Raw genomic sequence first — 17,290 nt, 5'->3', positions numbered from 1 at the left:
CGCGAGGGGGGTCCGGGTCGTCGTACAGCCAGCGGCTCCGTCCGTACGACGTGGGGAGTACGGGTCCTCCCGCCGGGCACTCGCTCTTCTGTACCTACTGGTATGTACACTCGCCGTATGACGACGTCCGAGCGACTGATCGAGGCCACCAGGGAGCTGCTCTGGGAGCGCGGGTACGTGGGGACGAGCCCCAAGGCGATCCAGCAGGCCGCCGGCGCGGGTCAGGGCAGCATGTACCACCACTTCGCCGGGAAGCCGGATCTGGCGCTGGCCGCGATCCGCCGCACGGCGGAGGAGATGCGGGCGACGGCCGAGTCGGTCCTGAGCGGCGGAGGAACGGCGTACGCGCGCGTGGAGGCGTATCTGCTGCGTGAGCGCGCGGTGTTGCGCGGCTGCCCGGTCGGCCGTCTGACGATGGACCCGGACGTCATGGGGAGCGAGGAACTGCGCGCCCCGGTCGACGAGACCCTCGACTGGCTGCGAGGGCGACTGGCGGGGATCGTCCAGGAGGGTCTGGACAGCGGGGAGTTGACGGGCCCCCTGGACCCGGCCGAGCTCGCGGCCACGATCGTGGCGACCGTGCAGGGCGGCTACGTGCTGGCCCGCGCCTCCGGCTCCCCCGCCGCCTTCGACGCGGCGGCACGGGGCCTGCTGGCGCTGCTGTCGCCCCGTACGGCCTGAGCAGGCGAGCCCTCGGACCACCAGAGACCGGAGATTCCCGATGCATGCGATGCAGTACGAGATCACCCTCCCCGCCGGCTACGACATGGAGATCATCCGCAGTCGGGTGGCGACCAGGGGACATCTGCTGGACGACTTCCCAGGGCTCGGCCTCAAGGCGTATCTGATCCGCGAGCGCGCGGACGGCTCTCCGGTGAACCAGTACGCGCCGTTCTATCTGTGGGCGACGCCGGAAGGCATGCACTCCTTCCTCTGGGGTCCCGGTTTCCAGGGCATCGTGAACGACTTCGGCCGGCCCGTCGTGCAGCACTGGACAGGGCTCGCGTACGACGAGGGGCCGGCGGCCCCGGCCGTGCCGCACACCGCGACGCGCCGCAAGGAGCGGCTCGGGGACTTCGACGCGCCGGGCGCCGCCGTCGCGGAGGCGCGCGCCCGCCACGCGCGCGTGGCGGGCGGGGACGGCGTGGTGGCGAGCGCGCTCGCGATCGACCCGCGCCACTGGGAGCTGCTCTTCTTCACGCTGTGGGCCGAGGGCGCCGAGCCGCCGGCGGGCGCGGGCGACCGTTTCCAGGTGCTGCACGTGTCCGCGCCGCAGCGGGCGTCGCTGGCCGGCCGACCGGAATGACGGCGGGGCTGGACCGGCCGCGTGATCAGATCGCCGGGCAGGGCCGGCCGCGCGATCAGATCGCCGGACTGGGCCGGCCGCGCGATCAGATCGCCGGGCGGCCCAGGGCCGACAGAGGGTCGTCCAGGACCGGCTGCCAGGCCAGCTCCGCCGCGCCCACCAGGCTGTTGTGGTCCAGGGTGCAGGCGAGGATCGGTACACCGCCGCTGCGCCCCCACAGGCTGCGGTCGGCGACGACCGCGCGCAGTCGGTCCGGGTCCGCGTCGAGCAGTTCGCGGTGCAGGCCGCCGAGGATGATCCGGTCGGGGTTGAGGATGTTCACCAGGCCCGCGAGGCCGAGGCCCAGACGGTCGATCAGCTCCGCGGTCGCGACGCGCACCCCCGGGTCGTCGGGGCTGGTGCGGAGCAGGTCGCGGGACTGCTGCAGCAGCGACACCTCTGGCCCCGGGTCACGGCCCGCCACGGTGAGGAAGGCGAGCGGGTCGGTCTCCACGTCGAGGCAGCCGCGGCTGCCGCAGTGACAGGGGCGGCCCTCGGGGTTGACCGTGACGTGTCCGACCTCCAGGGCGAGGCCCGAACTGCCCGTGTGCAGGCGCCCGTCGAGGACGAGGGCGCCGCCGACGCCCCGGTGGCCGGTGGCCACGCACAGCAGGTCCCTGGCGCCGCGGCCGGCGCCGTGCCGGTGCTCGGCGAGGGCGGCGAGGTTGACGTCGTTGCCGGTGAAGGCGGGGCCTTCGATGCCTGCGGCCCGTACGCGCTCGGCGAAGATCTCCCGTACCGGCGCTCCGGCCGGCCAGGCGAGGTGGAGCGGGTTGAGGGCGGTGCCCTCGGGTTCGGCGACCGCCGAGGGGGCGGCGAGGCCGGCTCCCACGCAGCGGCGCCCGCTCTCGCGGAGCAGGGCGGCGCCCGCGTCGACGACGGCGCCGAGTACCTGCGCGGGGTCGGCGGAGACGGTGACGCAGCCGGGCGCCGTGGCGACGATCGTGCCGCCGAGCCCGACGAGCGCGGCGCGGAAGCCGTCGGCGTGGACCTGGGCGGCGAGGGCGACAGGGCCCTTCTCGTCGACGGCGAGCCGGTGCGAGGGGCGGCCCTGTGATCCGGCTGCGGCGCCGGGGTTGGAGTCGACGCGGATGAGGCCGAGCGCCTCGAGTTCGGCGGCGACGGCACCGGCCGTGGCGCGGGTGACGCCCAGTTCGGCGGTGAGCACGGCACGGGTCGGCGCACGGCCGGTGTGCACCAGTTCCAGCGCGGGCCCGAGCGCGCCGCGCCCTCTGTCCAGCCGTGTCTTGGTGGTGGTCGCCTTGCCGTTCATGTGGGCGAGTCTCCCATGATCGGGCGGTGCACCCGTTTGCGCGGTCCGAGGGCGGGTAGCGGCGCGGCGGAATCGGGAGGTGCCATGACGCGCACCGCGACGACGGGCCGTGTGCGGGAGCTACTGGAGGACGAGGGCTCCCGGACGTACGCACAGGAGGCCGGCATACGACTGAAGGACACCCCGCAGCCGTTGTACCAGCTGCTGGTCCTGGCCCATCTGCTGAGCGCCAGGATCCGCGCGGAGACGGCCGTCGCGGCGGCCGAGGCTCTGTTCGAGGCCGGGATGCGCACCCCGCGGAGGATGCGCGAGGCGACCTGGCAGCAGCGGGTGGACGCCCTGGGCGAGGGCGGATACCGCCGGTACGACGAGCGGACGGCGACGCAGCTCGGCGAGGAGGCGGAGCTCGTCCTGGAGAGGTACGGCGGTGATCTGCGCCGGATGCGGGAGTCGGCACAGGGCGACGTGGACGCGATGCGCGAGGCACTCCAGGAGATGCCCGGTATCGGCCCGGCGGGCGCGGACATCTTCCTCCGCGAGGCACAGGGAATCTGGCCGGAACTGGCCCCCTACCTCGACGATCGCGTTCTGGAGGGCGCCCGCCGCACCGGTCTGCCCACCGACGCCGCCGCGCTCGCCCGGCTTGTGCCCCGCGAGGAGCTTCCGACCGTGGCGGCGGCCCTGGTCCGCGCCTCGGCGGGCAAGGTCCGCACCTCGGCGGGCAAGGCGGGACGGGGCCGCCCGGGCTCCGGTTGAAATCCGTACCGGCAGACCCCTATCCTGAGTTTGTGCCGCTACTAAACAAAGTACGGACGGCCGTTCCGGGGGGACCTGGCGGAGACACCGCCCCCTCCCTGTCCCGCCTCCGCACCGCCCTCACCCTCTTCTTCGCCCTCGACGGCTTCCTCTTCGCCGGCTGGGTGGTCCGCATCCCGGCCATCAAGCAGCAGACCGGCGCCTCCGCCAGCGACCTCGGCCTCGCGCTACTCGGCGTGTCCGCGGGAGCCGTGGTCACCATGACCCTGACCGGACGGCTCTGCCGGCGCCACGGCAGCCACGCCGTCACCGTCGCCACCGCCGTCCTGCTCTCCCTCTCCATCGCCCTGCCCGCCCTCACCCGCTCCCCGCTCGCCCTGGGGCTCGTGCTGCTCGTCTTCGGCGCGGCGTACGGCGGTATCAACGTGGCCATGAACAGCGCCGCCGTCGACCTCGTCGCCGCTCTGCGCCGCCCCGTGATGCCCTCCTTCCACGCGGCCTTCAGCCTCGGCGGAATGCTCGGCGCGGGTCTCGGAGGTCTCGTGGCCGGGGGCCTGTCCCCCACGGCGCATCTCCTCGGCCTCACGGTCGTCGGGCTTCTCCTGACGGCCGCGGCCGGTCCCGTGCTGCTCCGGCACCCGTCCCCCGCCCCTCCGGAGGCGGTCCCGGCCGCCGCCCGGAGCCGGAGCAGGGCCGGCTCGCGCGGGCTGGTCGTCGTCTTCGGGGTGATCGCGCTCTGCACGGCGTACGGCGAGGGCGCCCTGGCCGACTGGGGCGCGCTCCACCTGGAGCAGGACCTCGACGCGCACCCCGGCGTCGCCGCCGCCGGCTACGCGCTCTTCGCGCTGACGATGACCGTCGGACGGCTGTCGGGCACCGCGCTGCTCGAACGGCTCGGGCAGACCCGCACCCTCGTCGCGGGCGGGGCGACGGCCGCCGCCGGCATGCTTCTCGGCGCCCTCGCCCCGAGCGTCTGGGCCGCCCTGCTCGGCTTCGCGGTGACCGGGCTCGGCCTGGCCAACATCTTCCCCGTCGCGGTGGCTCGGGCGGGCGCGCTCGCCGGCCCCAGCGGAGTCGCCACGGCCTCCACCCTCGGCTACGGCGGCATGCTGCTCGGCCCGCCGTCGATCGGCTTCCTGGCCGACTGGTTCTCGCTGCCCGTCGCGCTCACCACGGTCGCCGTCCTCGCCGCGGGCGCCGCGGTGATCGGCTACGCCGCCCGGAACGTCCAGGCCTCGACGTCCGGTTGACGGGACGGTGGTCCGGAGGACGGGGCAGAATCCGCCTCATGGGGATCATGACGATCGACGAGCACATCAGGGCACTGGACGCGGCGGGCCGGATGCTCGGGGACGCCGCGGCCGAGGCGGGGACGGACGCGGAGGTGCCGACCTGTCCGGGCTGGCGGGTACGGGACCTCCTGCGGCACACGACGATGGTGCACCGCTGGGCGACGGGTTTCGTCGCCGAGGGCCGCACCGCCTACCACCCCGACGGCGGCGAGCCCGATCTCGACGGCGAGGCCCTCCTCGCCCACTTCCGTGAGGGCCACGCCGGTCTCGTCGACGCCCTGCGGGCGGCGCCCGGGTCGCTGGAGTGCTGGACGTTCCTGCCCGCGCCCTCCCCGCTGGCCTTCTGGGCGCGGCGGCAGGCGCACGAGACGGCCGTGCACCGCGCGGACGCCGAGTCAGCCCTGACCCCGTCCGGGCGCCCCGGGACGGTGGACCCCGCACTCGCCGCGGACGGGATCGACGAGCTGCTGCTCTCCTTCCACACCCGTGAGCGCAGCCGGGTGCGCACGCGGGAGCCGCGGATCCTGAGTGTCCGGGCCACGGACACCGGTGACGTGTGGACCGTACGGCTGTCACCGGAGCCGCCGCGCGCGGAGCGGGGCAAGGAGGATCCCGGGATCACCGCCGACTGCGAGCTGAGCGGCCCCGCCGACCGGCTCTACCTGACGCTCTGGAACCGTCTCCCCGAGGGGGACGTGACCGTGGCGGGCGATCCGTCGCTCGCCCGGCTCTGGCGCGAGAAGTCGGCGATCACCTGGTCGTGACGGGTACCTGATCCCGGCGGGCATCCGGCCGTAACGGGCATCTGGCCGTGACGGCAGTGCTCCTCGCGTGCCGCGACGCGCCCGGCACCGGTGCGGTGGGGCGGTCAGCCCAGCCAGCCGGGGCGCACCAGGCCCGACTCGTAGGCGAGGACGACCAGTTGGGCACGGTCGCGGGCACCGAGCTTCACCATGGTGCGGCTCACGTGCGTCTTCGCGGTCAGCGGGCTGACCACGAGGCGCCGCGCGATCTCCTCGTTCGACAGGCCGATGCCCACCAGGGCCATCACCTCCCGCTCCCGCTCGGTGAGTTCGTCGAGCCCGGAGACCGCCGCCGGAGGCTTCGAGCGGGCCGCGAACTCCTCGATCAGCCGCCGCGTCACTCCCGGCGAGAGCAGGGCGTCGCCGTGGACGACGGCCCGGACGGCCCGGAGCAGCTCCTCCGGTTCGGTGTCCTTGACGAGAAACCCCGAGGCACCGGAGCGGATGGCTTCGAAGACGTACTCGTCGAGCTCGAACGTGGTCAGCATGACCACCCTCACCGCTCCGAGGCCGGGATCGCCGGTGATCCTGCGGGTGGCGGCGAGACCGTCGAGCAGCGGCATCCGGATGTCCATGAGGACGACGTCCGGCCGCAGTTCACGGGTCATGGCCGCCGCCGCCTCACCGTCGGCGGCCTCGCCCGCCACCTCGATGTCCGGCTGGGCGTCCAGGAGCGCGCGGAATCCCGCCCGTACCAGCGACTGGTCGTCTGCGAGCAGCACACGGATCACGGGGTCTCCTTCGGTCGGGCGGGAAGGACGGCGCGAACCCGGAATCCGCCGTCCTGGCGGGTGCCCGCCTCGATCGTGCCACCGAGCGCCCCGGCCCGCTCCCGCATTCCGGCGAGCCCGTTGCCGCTGCCGCCGGCGTCGCCGCCGGTCGCCGGTCCGTCGTCGTCGATGCACAGCTCCACGGCGCCGAGCCGGTACCGGACGACGACGCGCGCGGCGCGCGAACCCGAGTGGCGGACCACGTTGGTCAACGCCTCCTGCACGATCCGGAAGGCGGCGAGATCTGCGCCGGGCGGGAGCGCCACGGGCTCGCCCTCGGTCGAGGTCTCCACTGTCAGACCCGCGGACGCCGCCTGGTCGACGAGCTCCGGGAGCCGGTCGAGGCCGGGCGCGGGCGTGCGCGGGGCCTCGCCCGGGGCGCGCAGGGTGTCGAGCACCTGCCGCACCTCGCCCAGCGCCTCCTTGCTGGCCGCCTTGATGGTGGTGAGCGCGGTGCGGGCCTGCTCGGGGTCGGTGTCGAGCAGCGCGAGGCCGACGCCGGCCTGGACGTTGATGACCGAGATCGAGTGGGCGAGGACGTCGTGCAGTTCACGGGCGATCCGCAGCCGCTCCTCGTCGGCGCGGCGCCGTTCGGCCGCGGCGCGTTCGGCGCGCTGCTGCGCCCACTGCTCACGGCGGACGCGGACCATCTCGGAGGCGGCGAGGATCGCGACGACGAAGCAGGCGACCGGGATCTCCTGCCCCCACGGCGCGGCGGAGTCGCCGTCAGGGGGGAGGTGGGCGTACAGCCAGTGGGCGAACAGCAGATGCCCCAGCCAGAGCAGCCCCAGCGCCCACCAGGCGGCGCGCCGGTGGCCGTGGACGATCGCCGCGTAGCAGGCGACGGCGATGAGGAGGAAAACCGGGCCGTACGGGTATCCGGCGGCGAAGTAGCCGAGGGTGATCGCCGCCGTCCCGAGGACCACGGGCACGGGGTGGCGGTGGCGCAGCAGGAGCAGCGCGGACCCGAGGAGGAGCAGCGACCGGCCGAGGGCGTCCAGCGACTCCCGGTCGGGCTGGTTGCGCGCCGCGAAGCCGGAGCCGACCATCACGAAGACGGCGAGGAGGAGCGTGGACCGCCAGGGCAGGCCGGTGCCCGTATCGCGGTCGGCCCAGCGCAGCGCCCAGGGCGGCCCGCCGGACCCGCCCCGCTCCCGGGGCGGACCGCCGTACCCGTCTCTGCGCTGTTCGTCCATGCCCGCCACGCTAGACGCGCCGGGCCCGCGGGGTCGTCAGCCGGGCGTGGCGATCCCACCTACTCCCGCGGGAGTACCCCTGCTACCCGGACCGCCCTGCGCACGGGCGCCCTCAGGTCCGAGACGGGTCTGGGCCTCCAGGACGGCTTCGGCGTAGCGTCCCGCCCACGCACCCATCGCGCGGATCGGTGCCAGCAGCGCGGTGCCCGCCTCGGTGAGGGAGTAGTCGACGCGCGGTGGGGCTTCGGCGTACGCCTGGCGTACGACCAGGCCGTTGTACTCGAGACGGCGCAGGGCTTCATTGAGAACTTTGGCACTGATACCGCCGATGCGGGTGCGCAGCGCGCGCGGCCTCATGGGTCCGCTCTCGCCAAGGATGTACACGATCACGCTGTCCCAGCGGTTCGACAGCACCTCGAAGGCCACCCTCGCCTGGCAGTCCGCGGCGTATTCGCCACCGCCCAGGTCCCTTTTCTCTTCCACTGCGTCGGCCATGCGCCCATCCTGCCCGGCCGATGCACACCATGTGGTGCGCATCGGCGCGCCTAGCGTCCCTTCCGTCGCACCTCACACATTCCGCGACACGGACGACAGGAGCAGGCACATGCGCATCGGGATTCTGGGAACAGGGGCGATGGCCACGGCCCTGGGCGCGGCCTGGGTACGGGCGGGCCACGACGTACGCGTGGGCGGTCGGGACACCGAGGCGGCCTCCCGCACCGCCCGGCGGACCGGTGCCTCCGGGCATGGCGGCCTCGCCGAGGCGGCGGCCCACGGGGAGGTGGTTCTGGCCGCCGTACCCGCGGCTGCCGCACCGCGGTTGGCCGGTGACCTGGCTCACCTGCTCGTGGGGCGGACGTTGATCGACTGCACCGTTCCGATGGCTCCGGGCCCGGACGGCCCGGCCCTGACCACGGGCGGCGCCACCTCCGTCGCCCGGCTCGTCGCGGAAGCCGCCCCCGGCGCCCATGTGGTGAAGGCGTTCGGCGTGTGCCACGAGAGCATCTGGACCCTGGACCGGCCGGCCTTCGAAGGGACCCCGCTGGCGGTGCCGTTCTGCACCGACCGGCCGGGCGCCGCCGCGCGGGTGTCGGAGCTCATCGCGTCCATGGGCTGCACGCCGCTGCCCTGCGGCGGGCTCGGTCGTGCCGCCCTGCTGGAGGCCACGGCCGTCTTCGCTGTCGGAGTCTGGTGGTCGGGCGCCGACGCCCGCTTCGTATTCCCGGCCCCGGCTCTGGCCCCGGGGGCGGTCGACGACTAGGGCGTGTTGCGAAAGTAGCGCCGTCCGCCCGAAGGGCGGGCCCCGCGGCGTCTGGTGCGTGCGATCGCAAGGCGGAGGGTCGTCCTCGTACCGGGCGTACTCGGACGATCCCGACAACGCAGCGAGCGTGCGTGCCAGGCGTCGCGGGGCAGGCGGGACTTTCGCAACACGCCCTAAAGGGTGTTGCAGAAGGTCCGGTTTCGGCAGGCCGAAGTGGTGCTTGACCTGCTGTTTCATCGTGTCATGGCGAGGTTGTGCATGGTGGCGACGGCCTGGACGGCGTGGTGAAGGCCGTCTCCTTTCTGGCGGCAGTCGCGGAGGATCTTCCAGTTCTTCATGCGGGCGAAGGTGTGCTCGACCCGAGCGCAAACGCGTCGGTGTTCGGCGTTGTCCTCTTCCTGGCCCCGCAGGAGGGGCCGTCCAGCCCTTCTGCGGTGCGGGACGATCAGGCCGGTGCCCAGGTAGGCGCCGTCGGCAATGACCGTCGTGCCGGCTGCCGCGGCTGGCAGATCGGACTCGCGCCAGACGTGGGCGTCCGCCTTGTTGCCCGGCGCCGGGCGTGCGCTCGCGACGACCAGCCGGCTGTCCGCGTCGATGATGACCTGCACGTTCGCCGAGAACCGGTAGTTCCTCGACGAAGCGCCCACGCTGCGGTCGCGGACGGGGATGAGGGTTCCGTCCACGATCCACAGCCGGTCCACGTCGGCGACCGGCCGTGGGGCCGGCTCCAGTGCCAGCAGTGGCCGCAGGCGCTGGATGACCCGGCAGGCGGTGGCCGGGGAGATCCCGAAGAGTGGGGCGAGCTGGCGCATGGTGAGATTCGTGCGGTAGTAGACGGCCACCAGCAGGACCCGGTCGGGCAGTGGCAGGCACCAGGGCCTGCCCCCACCGGGACCGTTTCCACCCCGCTCCCGCACCACCTTCACCAGCTTGGCGAACCGGTCCGTTCGCAAGCCCGTGAACGTCTCCACCCACACCGGCTCAGCCCGCAACACCCCACCCATACGGGCAAAATGCCCATGACTGAGCCTTCTGCAACACCCTTTAGGCCGTGCCTGGCAGGCGTCGCGAGGCCGGCATGATCCGAAGGTCAGGCCCTGGGTCTACGGGCGGGGCAGGAGGCCGATGTCGCGGCCCAGGCGGGTGGCGGCCGCGGTGAAGAAGTGCTCTCGGTCCTCGACGACCCGGTTGAACTGGCCGAACACCTCGAACGAGACCAGTCCGAAGAGCTGCGACCAGACGGCGACCATCGCGACGGCGAGGGCGGGCGGCAGATCGGGGGCGAAGTCGGCGGCCATCCGTTCCGCCTCGGGCCGCAGGCCCTCGGGGACCGGCGGCGGGGCGATGCCGTCGGCGGTGTAGGCGTCGCGGACGATGCCGATCAGGACGAGAGCGACGCGTGAGGCGGGGCCGATGGTGTCCTGCGGGGCGGAGTAACCGGGGACCGGGGAGCCGTAGATCAGGGCGTACTCGTGGGGGTGGGAGAGGGCCCAGGTGCGGACGGCCCGGCAGACGGCCGTCCAGCGGGCGAGGTGGTCCGCCTTTGCGGGGCCCGGAGCGCCGAGCGCCTGCTCGGCGGCCGTGCCGACCGCGTCGTACGCGTCGACGATGAGGGCGGTGAGGAGGTCGTCGCGGCTGGGGAAGTACCGGTAGAGCGCGGACGACACCATGCCGACCTCACGGGCGACGGCACGCAGGGAGAGCTTGGCGGCGCCTTCGGCGGCGAGCTGCCTGCGGGCCTCGTCCTTGATGGCGGCGGTGATCTCGATCCGGGCGCGGGCGCGGGCTCCTTGGACGCTGGTCATGGAGCTCAGTGTGCCACCTCTCGGAGCACTGCACCGAAACGAGAGCGGCGCAATGAAAAGAGAGCAGCGCTCTTGCTTCGGAGCGTCGATCCGTGCACACTGATCTCAAGCGAGAGCAGTGCTCACAGTTTCATTTGGAGGATGCGATGTCCGCTCAGCCCCACGCCCACGTCATGAAGCCCGGCTGGTTCACGGTGAACGTGATGAACCGGAGCGTCGCCTGGCTGACCCGCCGGGGCATCAGCATCTGGGGCTCCCGCGTCCTCGCCGTCCGGGGCCGCAAGAGCGGCGAGTGGCGCACCACCCCCGTCAACCTGCTGACCCTGGACGGCGCCGAGTACCTGGTGGCGCCGCGCGGCCACGTCCAGTGGACCCGCAACATGCGCGCTGCCGGCGGGGGCGAGCTGCGCCTGGGCAAGCACGTGCGGCCCTTCACCGCCGTCGAGCTGTCCGACGACGAGAAGCCCGCGCTGCTCCGCGCCTACCTGAAGCGGTGGAAGGCGGAGGTCGGCATCTTCTTCGGCGGAGTCGGCCCCGACTCCACGGACGCCGAACTGCGCGCCATCGCCCCCAAGCACCCGGTCTTCCGGATCACTCCGACCGCGTGACCCCGGAGTCCGTCGTATCCGTCGCGCCCTTCGCGCCCTTCGTATCCCTCGCGTCCGCCGTATCCGTCGCGTCCGCCGTATCCGTCGCGCCCGTCGGGTCCTCGGCCCTCGTCGGGTCAGCCGCGACCGTCGATTCCTCGGCCTTCGTCGGGTCCGCTGCCGCCGTCCTGACCGTGGAGGCCCCGGTCTCGGCCACATCCGTGGCCTCCGTCGTGCCGTCCGCGGTCGCGCCCTCCGGGCCGTCCGGCAGCTCGACCGGAGCCGCCGACGGCACGGACCGTGCGACTCCCCGCAGCGTCGTCCCGTCCATCGGTCCCATCCGGCGGTCCAGGACGTCCAGCGCCCGTCGCGCGATCCCGTTCGAGCGGACCAGGCCGGCCAGTGTGGTCGAGCCCCGCGTGATGTCCGTGAAGGCGTTCCAGGCAGGGCGGAGACCCGTGATCGTCGCGTGCAGCAGCCCCGGCCGGCGCTCGAACAGCGCGAGCATCCGCCGCCCGACCGCCATCTCGACGCCCAGTCCCGCCTTGATGGCGAAGGCGTAGTTCAGCGCCTGACGCCGCGCGTCCACGGCGTCGTGCGACTCGGCGATCCGTACCGCCCACTCCCCCGCGAGCCTGCCCGAGCGCAACGCGAAGGAGATGCCCTCACGCGTCCACGGCTCCAGCAGGCCGGCCGCGTCACCGCAGACGAGCACCCGGCCGCGCGAGAGCGGCGAGTCGTCGCTCCGGCAACGCGTCAGGTGCCCGGAGGAAATCTCCGGCTCGAAGCCCGCAAGCCCGAGCCGGGCGATGAAGTCCTCCAGATACCGCTTGGTGGCCGCGCCCTCGCCGCGCGCCGAGATGACGCCGACGGTGAGGGTCTCGCCCTTGGGGAAGACCCAGCCGTAGCTGCCGGGCATCGGACCCCAGTCGATCAGGACCCGCCCCTTCCAGTCCTCGGCCACCGACGCCGGAACCGGGATCTCCGCCTCCAGGCCGAGGTCCACCTGGTCGAGCTTCACCCCGACGTGGGCTCCTATCCGGCCGGCGCTGCCGTCCGCACCGACGACCGCCCTGGCCAGCACCGTCTCGCCGTCCGCGAGCACGACGGCGACCGTACGCCGGTCGGGCACGGCCGGGCCGTGCTGCTCGACCCGGGAGACGGTGACGCCCGTACGGAGCTCCGCTCCCGCCTTCTGCGCCTGCTCGACGAGACCGGCGTCGAACTCGGGCCGGTTGATCAGCCCGAAGAGCATCCGGCGCGAACGGCGCGTCCGCGCGAACCGGCCGTTCAGGGAGAAGGTGACGGCGTGCACCCGGTCCTGCAGGGGCAGTTCGAAGCCGGGCGGCAGCGCGTCCCGCGACGGGCCGATGATGCCGCCGCCGCAGGTCTTGTACCGCGGCAGTTCGGCCTTCTCCAGGAGCAGCACCCTGCGGCCGGCGACCGCGGCCGCGTACGCCGCCGACGCGCCCGCCGGGCCGGCGCCGACGACCACCACGTCCCACACGGTCGCGGTCTGCTCCGACTCTTCCGCACGTACCTCTTCGGCGTCTGCGTTCTCGCTGCTCACGATGGGCTTCTGCTCCTGATCCGGACGTTGATCCAACTCTTCGGGCATCCTACGGCGCCGCCCTCGGGGGCCCGCGCCGTAGGATCGGCGATACGTTCGCCGTACAACCGACATACGGCAACATCCTGACAACGTCGCACCCACCAGGAGCGTGCCCATGACCGCGAATCCGATCGCCGAGACCGTCGCAGAGCTGATGCCCCGTGCCAAGGCGGAGCTCACGGAGCTCGTGGCCTTCGAGTCGGTGGCGGACGAGGCCGTGGCTCCGCGGAGCGAGTGCGAGGGCGCCGCGAACTGGGTCGCGGACGCGCTGCGCGGCGAGGGCTTCCAGGACGTGGCGCTGCTCGACACCCCCGACGGTTCGCAGTCGGTGTACGGCATACTCCCCGGCCCGGCCGGCGCGCCGACCGTCCTCCTCTACGCGCACTACGACGTGCAGCCGAAGCTGGACGAGTCGGCGTGGGTCACCCCGCCGTTCGTCCTGACCGAGCGGGACGGCCGCTGGTACGGGCGGGGCGCGGCCGACTGCAAGGGCGGGTTCATCATGCACCTGCTCGCGCTGCGCGCGCTGCAGGCGAACGGCGGTGTGCCCGTCACGGTCAAGATGATCGTGGAGGGTTCGGAGGAGCAGGGCACGGGCGGTCTGGAGCGGTACGCGGAGGCGCACCCCGGGCTCCTCGCCTCCGACGCCGTCGTGATCGGCGACACCGGTAACTTCCGGCTCGGTCTGCCGACGGTCACGGCGACCCTGCGCGGCATGACGATGATCCGCGTCCAGATCGACACCCTCGAAGGCAACCTGCACTCCGGCATGTTCGGCGGCGCCGCGCCGGACGCGCTGGCGGCGCTGATCCGCGTTCTGGACACCCTCCGCGCGGAGGACGGCTCGACGGTCATCGACGGTCTGCCCGCGGACGCGGTGTGGGAGGGCCTGCAGTACCCGGAGGACGACTTCCGCGCGGACGCGAAGGTGCTGGCGGGCGTCGGCCTGCCGGGCAACGGCACGGTGGCCGACCGTATCTGGGCCCGTCCGGCCGTCACCGTCATCGGCATCGACTGCCACCCGGTGGCGGGCGCGACGCCGTCGATCCCGTCGACGGCGCGGGCGCAGATCAGCCTGCGCGTGCCGCCGGGCCAGGACGCGGCCGAGGCGACGAAGCTGCTGTACGCGCACATCGAGAAGCGTGTGCCGTGGAACGCGCGGGTCTCCTTCGAGCAGGTCGGCCAGGGCCAGGCGTTCCGGGCGGACGTGACCAGCCCGGCGTACGTCTCGATGGCCGAGGCGATGGCGGTGGCGTACCCCGGGCAGGAGATGCAGACCTCCGGCATGGGCGGTTCGATCCCGCTCTGCAACACGCTGGCGTCGCTCTACCCCGAGGCGGAGATCCTGCTCATCGGTCTGAGCGAGCCTGAGGCGCAGATCCACGCGGTGAACGAGTCGGTGTCGCCGGAGGAGCTGGAGCGCCTCGCGGTGGCGGAGGCGCACTTCCTGGTGAACTACGCCCGCTCGAAGCAGGGTTGAGCGTTCGGCGAAGCTCTCCGAGAGCACAGAACCGTACGGCGGACCCGCGTGGATACGTAGGTTCGCCGTACGGACCTCATCGCGATCACGCCTCGGCTGCCCATACTGCACTTCTCCATGGGCCAGGCCTGTCTGTGGCGGGACGACGAGGGGTCGACCCTGATCGACGCCGGATCGGCGGACTCGGCGCACGAGATCGAGACGGTGGTACGGGAAGTGGGCCTGGACCCGGCCCGAATCCGCCGGATCGTGCTCACCCACGGCCACCTTGCCGTCGATCCTGTGCGCCGCGGCCACGGCGATCCGGTGACGCGCGACACGGCCCGCCAGTTGACGGAGGCGGCCGGCTAGCGGCGCCCTGCGAGGACCCGCGAAAGCCCGGGCCCCGCGGGGCCCGGGCTTTCGCGTCAGCCGACGGGGACGCCGGCCTCCAGGTTGAGCACCGTGCCTCTCTCCCGGGCGCGGAGGGCCCAGCGGAGGCGGCGGTAGCGGACGGGCGGCAGCAGTTCGGCGGCCTCGTCCTCCGTCACGAACCGCCAGCCGCGCAGTTCGGCGCCGGGCAGCAGGAGCCGGTCCGCCTCGGCCGTGGGCAGCAGACCGCCGTCGAAGAGGAGACGCAGGCCGCCGTAGCCGGGCGGCTGCGGGCGTTCCCAGTCGACGAGCAAGAGCCGTGGTACGACGTCGAGTTCTATCCCTATCTCCTCGGCGACCTCGCGCATCCCCGCGCGGGCGGGCGGCTCGCCGGGTTCGACGACGCCGCCGGGGAACTCCCAGCCGGGCTTGTAGGTGGGGTCGACGAGAAGGAACCGGTCGTGTTCGTCGAAGAGGAGGACGCCCGCGGCCAGCGTCTCGCCGGTGGGTTCGGGGGTCTGCACGATGCCGCAGGGAGCGGCGAGTCCGGCGCGCATGGCCTCGACGACGGCGGCCGCGGTCCGGGCGGGCGTCAGCGTCGTGTTGTCGACGGTGAAGGCGTCGGCGGAGAGCCAGTCGAGGGCGGTACGGAAGGGTTCGACGTGGTCGTGGCACCACTGGCGGGCGCGCTCGGCCCCCTCCGTGTCCTCGTCGTGGGCCGCGCGACGGTCGATCCGGGTCCGCAGGATCGTTTCATCTTGGACGAGCACCACGTGGCGCACCTCGATCCGCCGCGCCGCGAGACCGCCGAAGATCTCGTCGCGGTACTCCTGCCGCGTCAGCGTCATCGGGACGACGAGGACGCCGCCGACCTCGGCGAGCAGGGCGGCGGCCGTGTCGACCACCAGGCGGCGCCAGATCGGCAGGTCCTGGAAGTCGTCGACCTCGTCGAGCCGCTTCCGCGGCAGCAGGCGGTTCAGCCCCCCGCCGGTGAGCTCGGGGTCGTACAGCGTGCTGTTCGGGATCAGCTCGACCAGCTCGCGCGCGGTGCTGGACTTGCCCGCGCCGAACGCACCGTTGATCCAGACGATCACGATTCCCCCTCTTCGGTAGCCCACAGTGGCTTGCCCGCAACAGCCTGCCATGGAAACCCCCGCGCGAACGGGCGTGCGGACGTCTGCGTAACACTTCGGCACGGACTCTCGTTGGACCGGCGAGGCAAGGGGGTGCGGAGATGAGCCGTACGGTATTGCAGAGGTTTCCCGCGGGAGGACCGCGGGGCAGCTGGCCCGCCGAGGAGTTCGCGAGGGCGCGCCGCGACGAGGGGCTCCCGGCGGAGGTCGTGATGGACCTCGACTCGGACGCGTTCCTGGTCATCGTGGAGCAGAGGACCCCGGACAGGGTGAGGGCGGCGCACTTGGTGGAGGCCGTGGTCAGGGCGGGGACGCCGACCAGGGCTGTACCGCGGCCGGCGCCGCCTGCGGCTGCGGCGGCTGCCGGGAGTGCGGCGAGAACGGCGGCGGTGGCGAGCATCTGACGGTGCGTGGAGCGAGCGCGGCCGCCGGGCGCCGTGCCCGACGCGCCGCCTTCGGCACGCGAACCCGGCCTGCCGCGCGCGCACCGACCGCGGCCCACCGAACCCGCCCGCCGTCGAACCCGCCCGCCGTCGAGGCCGGGTGTCAGGCCACCTTGCGCGCCGCCGCCGCCGCGCCGAGCAGGCCTGCGTCCGTTCCCGTGAGCGCGGGGACGACGGCGAGGTCGCGGACGAAGGACAGCGTCGCGTACTCGCGCAGGCTGCGCCTCAGCGGTGTGAAGAGCACATCCCCCGCGCCGGCCACACCGCCGCCCACGACGGCGATGTCGATCTCGACCAGGGTCGCCGTGGCGGCGATCCCCGCGGCCAGCGCCCGCGCGGCGCGCTCGAACGACGCGACGGCGACGGGCTCCCCCGCCTGCGCCGCCGCCGCCACCGCCGCGGCCGAGGTGTCGCCGTCCGGGCCGGGCCGCCAGCCGTTCTCCAGGGCGCGGCGGGCGATCTGCGGCCCGCTGGCGATGCGTTCGACGCAGCCGCGGCCGCCGCAGGCGCACGGGTCGCCGTCCAGGTCGACGCTGATGTGCCCGATGTGACCCGCGTTGCCGGTGGGGCCGGGGTGCACCCGGCCGTCGAGCACCAGGCCACCGCCGACGCCCGTCGAGACGACCAGGCAGAGCGCGTTGTCGTGGCCGCGGGCGGCGCCCTGCCAGTGCTCGGCGGCCGTCATGGCGACGCCGTCGCCGACGAGTGTCACGGGCCGCCCGCCCGTCGCCCGGTGAACGCGCTCGACCAGTGGAAAGCCGCGCCAGCCTGGGACGTTGACCGGGCTGACCGTGCCCGCCGAGGCGTCCACGGGGCCCGCGCTGCCGATGCCGACCGTGTGCGCCGCGTGCCACAGGGGCGAGGCCGCCAGGTCCGCGAGCACCGCCTCGACCGCCCGCATCACCGTCTCGCCGTCCTCCCGCGCGGGCGTGGGCCGCTGCGCCCGGACGAGAATGCCGCCGGCGCCGTCCACCAGCGCACCGGCGATCTTGGTACCGCCGAAGTCCAGGGCGGCAACGAGGTCAGTCTGCATGTGCGCGGTGTCTCCAGAGGGGCGAGAGCGTGTAGATCGCTGCGACGTACAGTCTCTCCCGCGCTGACAACGTTGTCCAGGGCCTATGCTCGGACGAGACAGAGACGAGACCCGAGGAGATTCGCGCACAGTGGCCGACACCGCCCGCCT

18 protein-coding genes are annotated in these 17,290 nt (G+C 73.4%); 9 read left to right on the top strand and 9 right to left on the bottom strand.

Annotation, left to right across the window (positions count from 1 at the left end; translation table 11 throughout):
* Window positions 1-117: 117 nt before the first annotated feature.
* Window positions 118-681 (top strand): TetR/AcrR family transcriptional regulator, encoded by a 564-nt coding sequence (locus tag ACF1G2_RS27145; protein WP_391800782.1) that lies wholly within the window; start codon window positions 118-120, stop codon window positions 679-681.
* Window positions 682-721: 40 nt separating this feature from the next.
* On the top strand, window positions 722-1,306 hold the full coding sequence (locus ACF1G2_RS27140) for a DUF4865 family protein (protein ID WP_391800781.1): 585 nt from the start codon (window positions 722-724) through the stop codon (window positions 1,304-1,306).
* Between the two features lie 85 nt (window positions 1,307-1,391).
* Here the strand turns inward: ACF1G2_RS27140 and ACF1G2_RS27135 are convergent, their stop codons facing one another.
* A complete protein-coding gene (locus ACF1G2_RS27135; RefSeq protein WP_391800780.1) occupies window positions 1,392-2,618 on the bottom strand; it encodes an ROK family protein in 1,227 nt (408 codons plus the stop codon).
* Window positions 2,619-2,702: 84 nt separating this feature from the next.
* Between ACF1G2_RS27135 and ACF1G2_RS27130 the strand changes: the two genes are divergently transcribed.
* Genes ACF1G2_RS27130 through ACF1G2_RS27120 form a run of 3 tightly spaced genes read left to right on the top strand, consistent with a single transcriptional unit; the run spans window position 2,703 to window position 5,430 of the window.
* Window positions 2,703-3,374, top strand: a complete 672-nt coding sequence (locus ACF1G2_RS27130; RefSeq protein ID WP_391800779.1) for an endonuclease — start codon at window positions 2,703-2,705, stop codon at window positions 3,372-3,374.
* Window positions 3,375-3,406: 32 nt separating this feature from the next.
* Complete coding sequence (locus ACF1G2_RS27125) at window positions 3,407-4,624, top strand: MFS transporter (protein WP_391800778.1); 1,218 nt, start codon at window positions 3,407-3,409, stop codon at window positions 4,622-4,624.
* A 47-nt stretch (window positions 4,625-4,671) separates the two neighbouring features.
* Entirely contained in the window at window positions 4,672-5,430 is a 759-nt protein-coding gene (locus tag ACF1G2_RS27120; protein WP_391800828.1) for a maleylpyruvate isomerase family mycothiol-dependent enzyme, read from the top strand.
* A gap of 104 nt (window positions 5,431-5,534) precedes the next feature.
* Here ACF1G2_RS27120 and ACF1G2_RS27115 read toward each other — a convergent pair whose 3' ends face one another.
* The 3 genes from ACF1G2_RS27115 to ACF1G2_RS27105 are packed head-to-tail and all read right to left on the bottom strand — an operon-like array spanning window position 5,535 to window position 7,930.
* Window positions 5,535-6,200: a response regulator gene (locus ACF1G2_RS27115; RefSeq protein ID WP_391800777.1), complete on the bottom strand. Its 666-nt coding sequence runs from the start codon at window positions 6,198-6,200 to the stop codon at window positions 5,535-5,537.
* On the bottom strand, window positions 6,197-7,435 hold the full coding sequence (locus ACF1G2_RS27110; protein ID WP_391800776.1) for a sensor histidine kinase: 1,239 nt from the start codon (window positions 7,433-7,435) through the stop codon (window positions 6,197-6,199). Before ACF1G2_RS27110 ends, ACF1G2_RS27115 begins: the two co-directional genes overlap by 4 nt.
* A gap of 36 nt (window positions 7,436-7,471) precedes the next feature.
* Window positions 7,472-7,930, bottom strand: a complete 459-nt coding sequence (locus ACF1G2_RS27105) for a winged helix-turn-helix transcriptional regulator (RefSeq protein WP_391800775.1) — start codon at window positions 7,928-7,930, stop codon at window positions 7,472-7,474.
* Here ACF1G2_RS27105 and ACF1G2_RS27100 point away from each other — a divergent pair.
* Window positions 7,812-8,696: an NADPH-dependent F420 reductase gene (locus ACF1G2_RS27100; protein ID WP_391800774.1), complete on the top strand. Its 885-nt coding sequence runs from the start codon at window positions 7,812-7,814 to the stop codon at window positions 8,694-8,696. The two genes, ACF1G2_RS27105 and ACF1G2_RS27100, sit on opposite strands and share 119 nt — an antisense overlap.
* A gap of 233 nt (window positions 8,697-8,929) precedes the next feature.
* Here the strand turns inward: ACF1G2_RS27100 and ACF1G2_RS27095 are convergent, their stop codons facing one another.
* A complete protein-coding gene (locus ACF1G2_RS27095; protein WP_391800773.1) occupies window positions 8,930-9,700 on the bottom strand; it encodes a transposase family protein in 771 nt (256 codons plus the stop codon).
* A 99-nt stretch (window positions 9,701-9,799) separates the two neighbouring features.
* Window positions 9,800-10,501, bottom strand: coding sequence for a TetR/AcrR family transcriptional regulator (locus ACF1G2_RS27090; RefSeq protein ID WP_391800772.1), 702 nt, complete (start codon window positions 10,499-10,501; stop codon window positions 9,800-9,802).
* A 146-nt stretch (window positions 10,502-10,647) separates the two neighbouring features.
* Here ACF1G2_RS27090 and ACF1G2_RS27085 point away from each other — a divergent pair, with 146 nt between their 5' ends.
* Window positions 10,648-11,109, top strand: a complete 462-nt coding sequence (locus ACF1G2_RS27085; RefSeq protein WP_391800771.1) for a nitroreductase family deazaflavin-dependent oxidoreductase — start codon at window positions 10,648-10,650, stop codon at window positions 11,107-11,109.
* On the opposite strand, the gene ACF1G2_RS27080 is transcribed toward ACF1G2_RS27085, so the two are convergent.
* On the bottom strand, window positions 11,093-12,706 hold the full coding sequence (locus ACF1G2_RS27080) for a geranylgeranyl reductase family protein (protein ID WP_391800770.1): 1,614 nt from the start codon (window positions 12,704-12,706) through the stop codon (window positions 11,093-11,095). The genes ACF1G2_RS27085 and ACF1G2_RS27080 overlap by 17 nt on opposite strands.
* Before the next feature lie 109 nt (window positions 12,707-12,815).
* Between ACF1G2_RS27080 and ACF1G2_RS27075 the strand changes: the two genes are divergently transcribed.
* Window positions 12,816-14,180, top strand: coding sequence for a dipeptidase (locus ACF1G2_RS27075; RefSeq protein WP_391800769.1), 1,365 nt, complete (start codon window positions 12,816-12,818; stop codon window positions 14,178-14,180).
* Between the two features lie 117 nt (window positions 14,181-14,297).
* Window positions 14,298-14,531 carry an MBL fold metallo-hydrolase gene (locus ACF1G2_RS27070; protein WP_391800768.1) on the top strand — a complete coding sequence of 78 codons (234 nt, stop codon included), beginning with the start codon at window positions 14,298-14,300 and terminating at the stop codon, window positions 14,529-14,531.
* A gap of 56 nt (window positions 14,532-14,587) precedes the next feature.
* Here the strand turns inward: ACF1G2_RS27070 and ACF1G2_RS27065 are convergent, their stop codons facing one another.
* Window positions 14,588-15,625 (bottom strand): NUDIX domain-containing protein, encoded by a 1,038-nt coding sequence (locus tag ACF1G2_RS27065; protein WP_391800767.1) that lies wholly within the window; start codon window positions 15,623-15,625, stop codon window positions 14,588-14,590.
* A 585-nt stretch (window positions 15,626-16,210) separates the two neighbouring features.
* The gene (locus tag ACF1G2_RS27060; RefSeq protein WP_391800766.1) at window positions 16,211-17,140 is read right to left on the bottom strand and encodes an ROK family protein; all 930 of its coding nucleotides are present in this window, start codon (window positions 17,138-17,140) and stop codon (window positions 16,211-16,213) included.
* Window positions 17,141-17,290 lie beyond the last annotated feature (150 nt).

The sequence above is a fragment of the Streptomyces sp. NPDC013457 genome, from assembly GCF_043089925.1.
Classification (GTDB): Bacteria; Actinomycetota; Actinomycetes; order Streptomycetales; family Streptomycetaceae; genus Streptomyces.
Note: the sequence above shows the minus strand (reverse complement) of the source record. Positions and strands in the feature narration are given on the sequence as shown.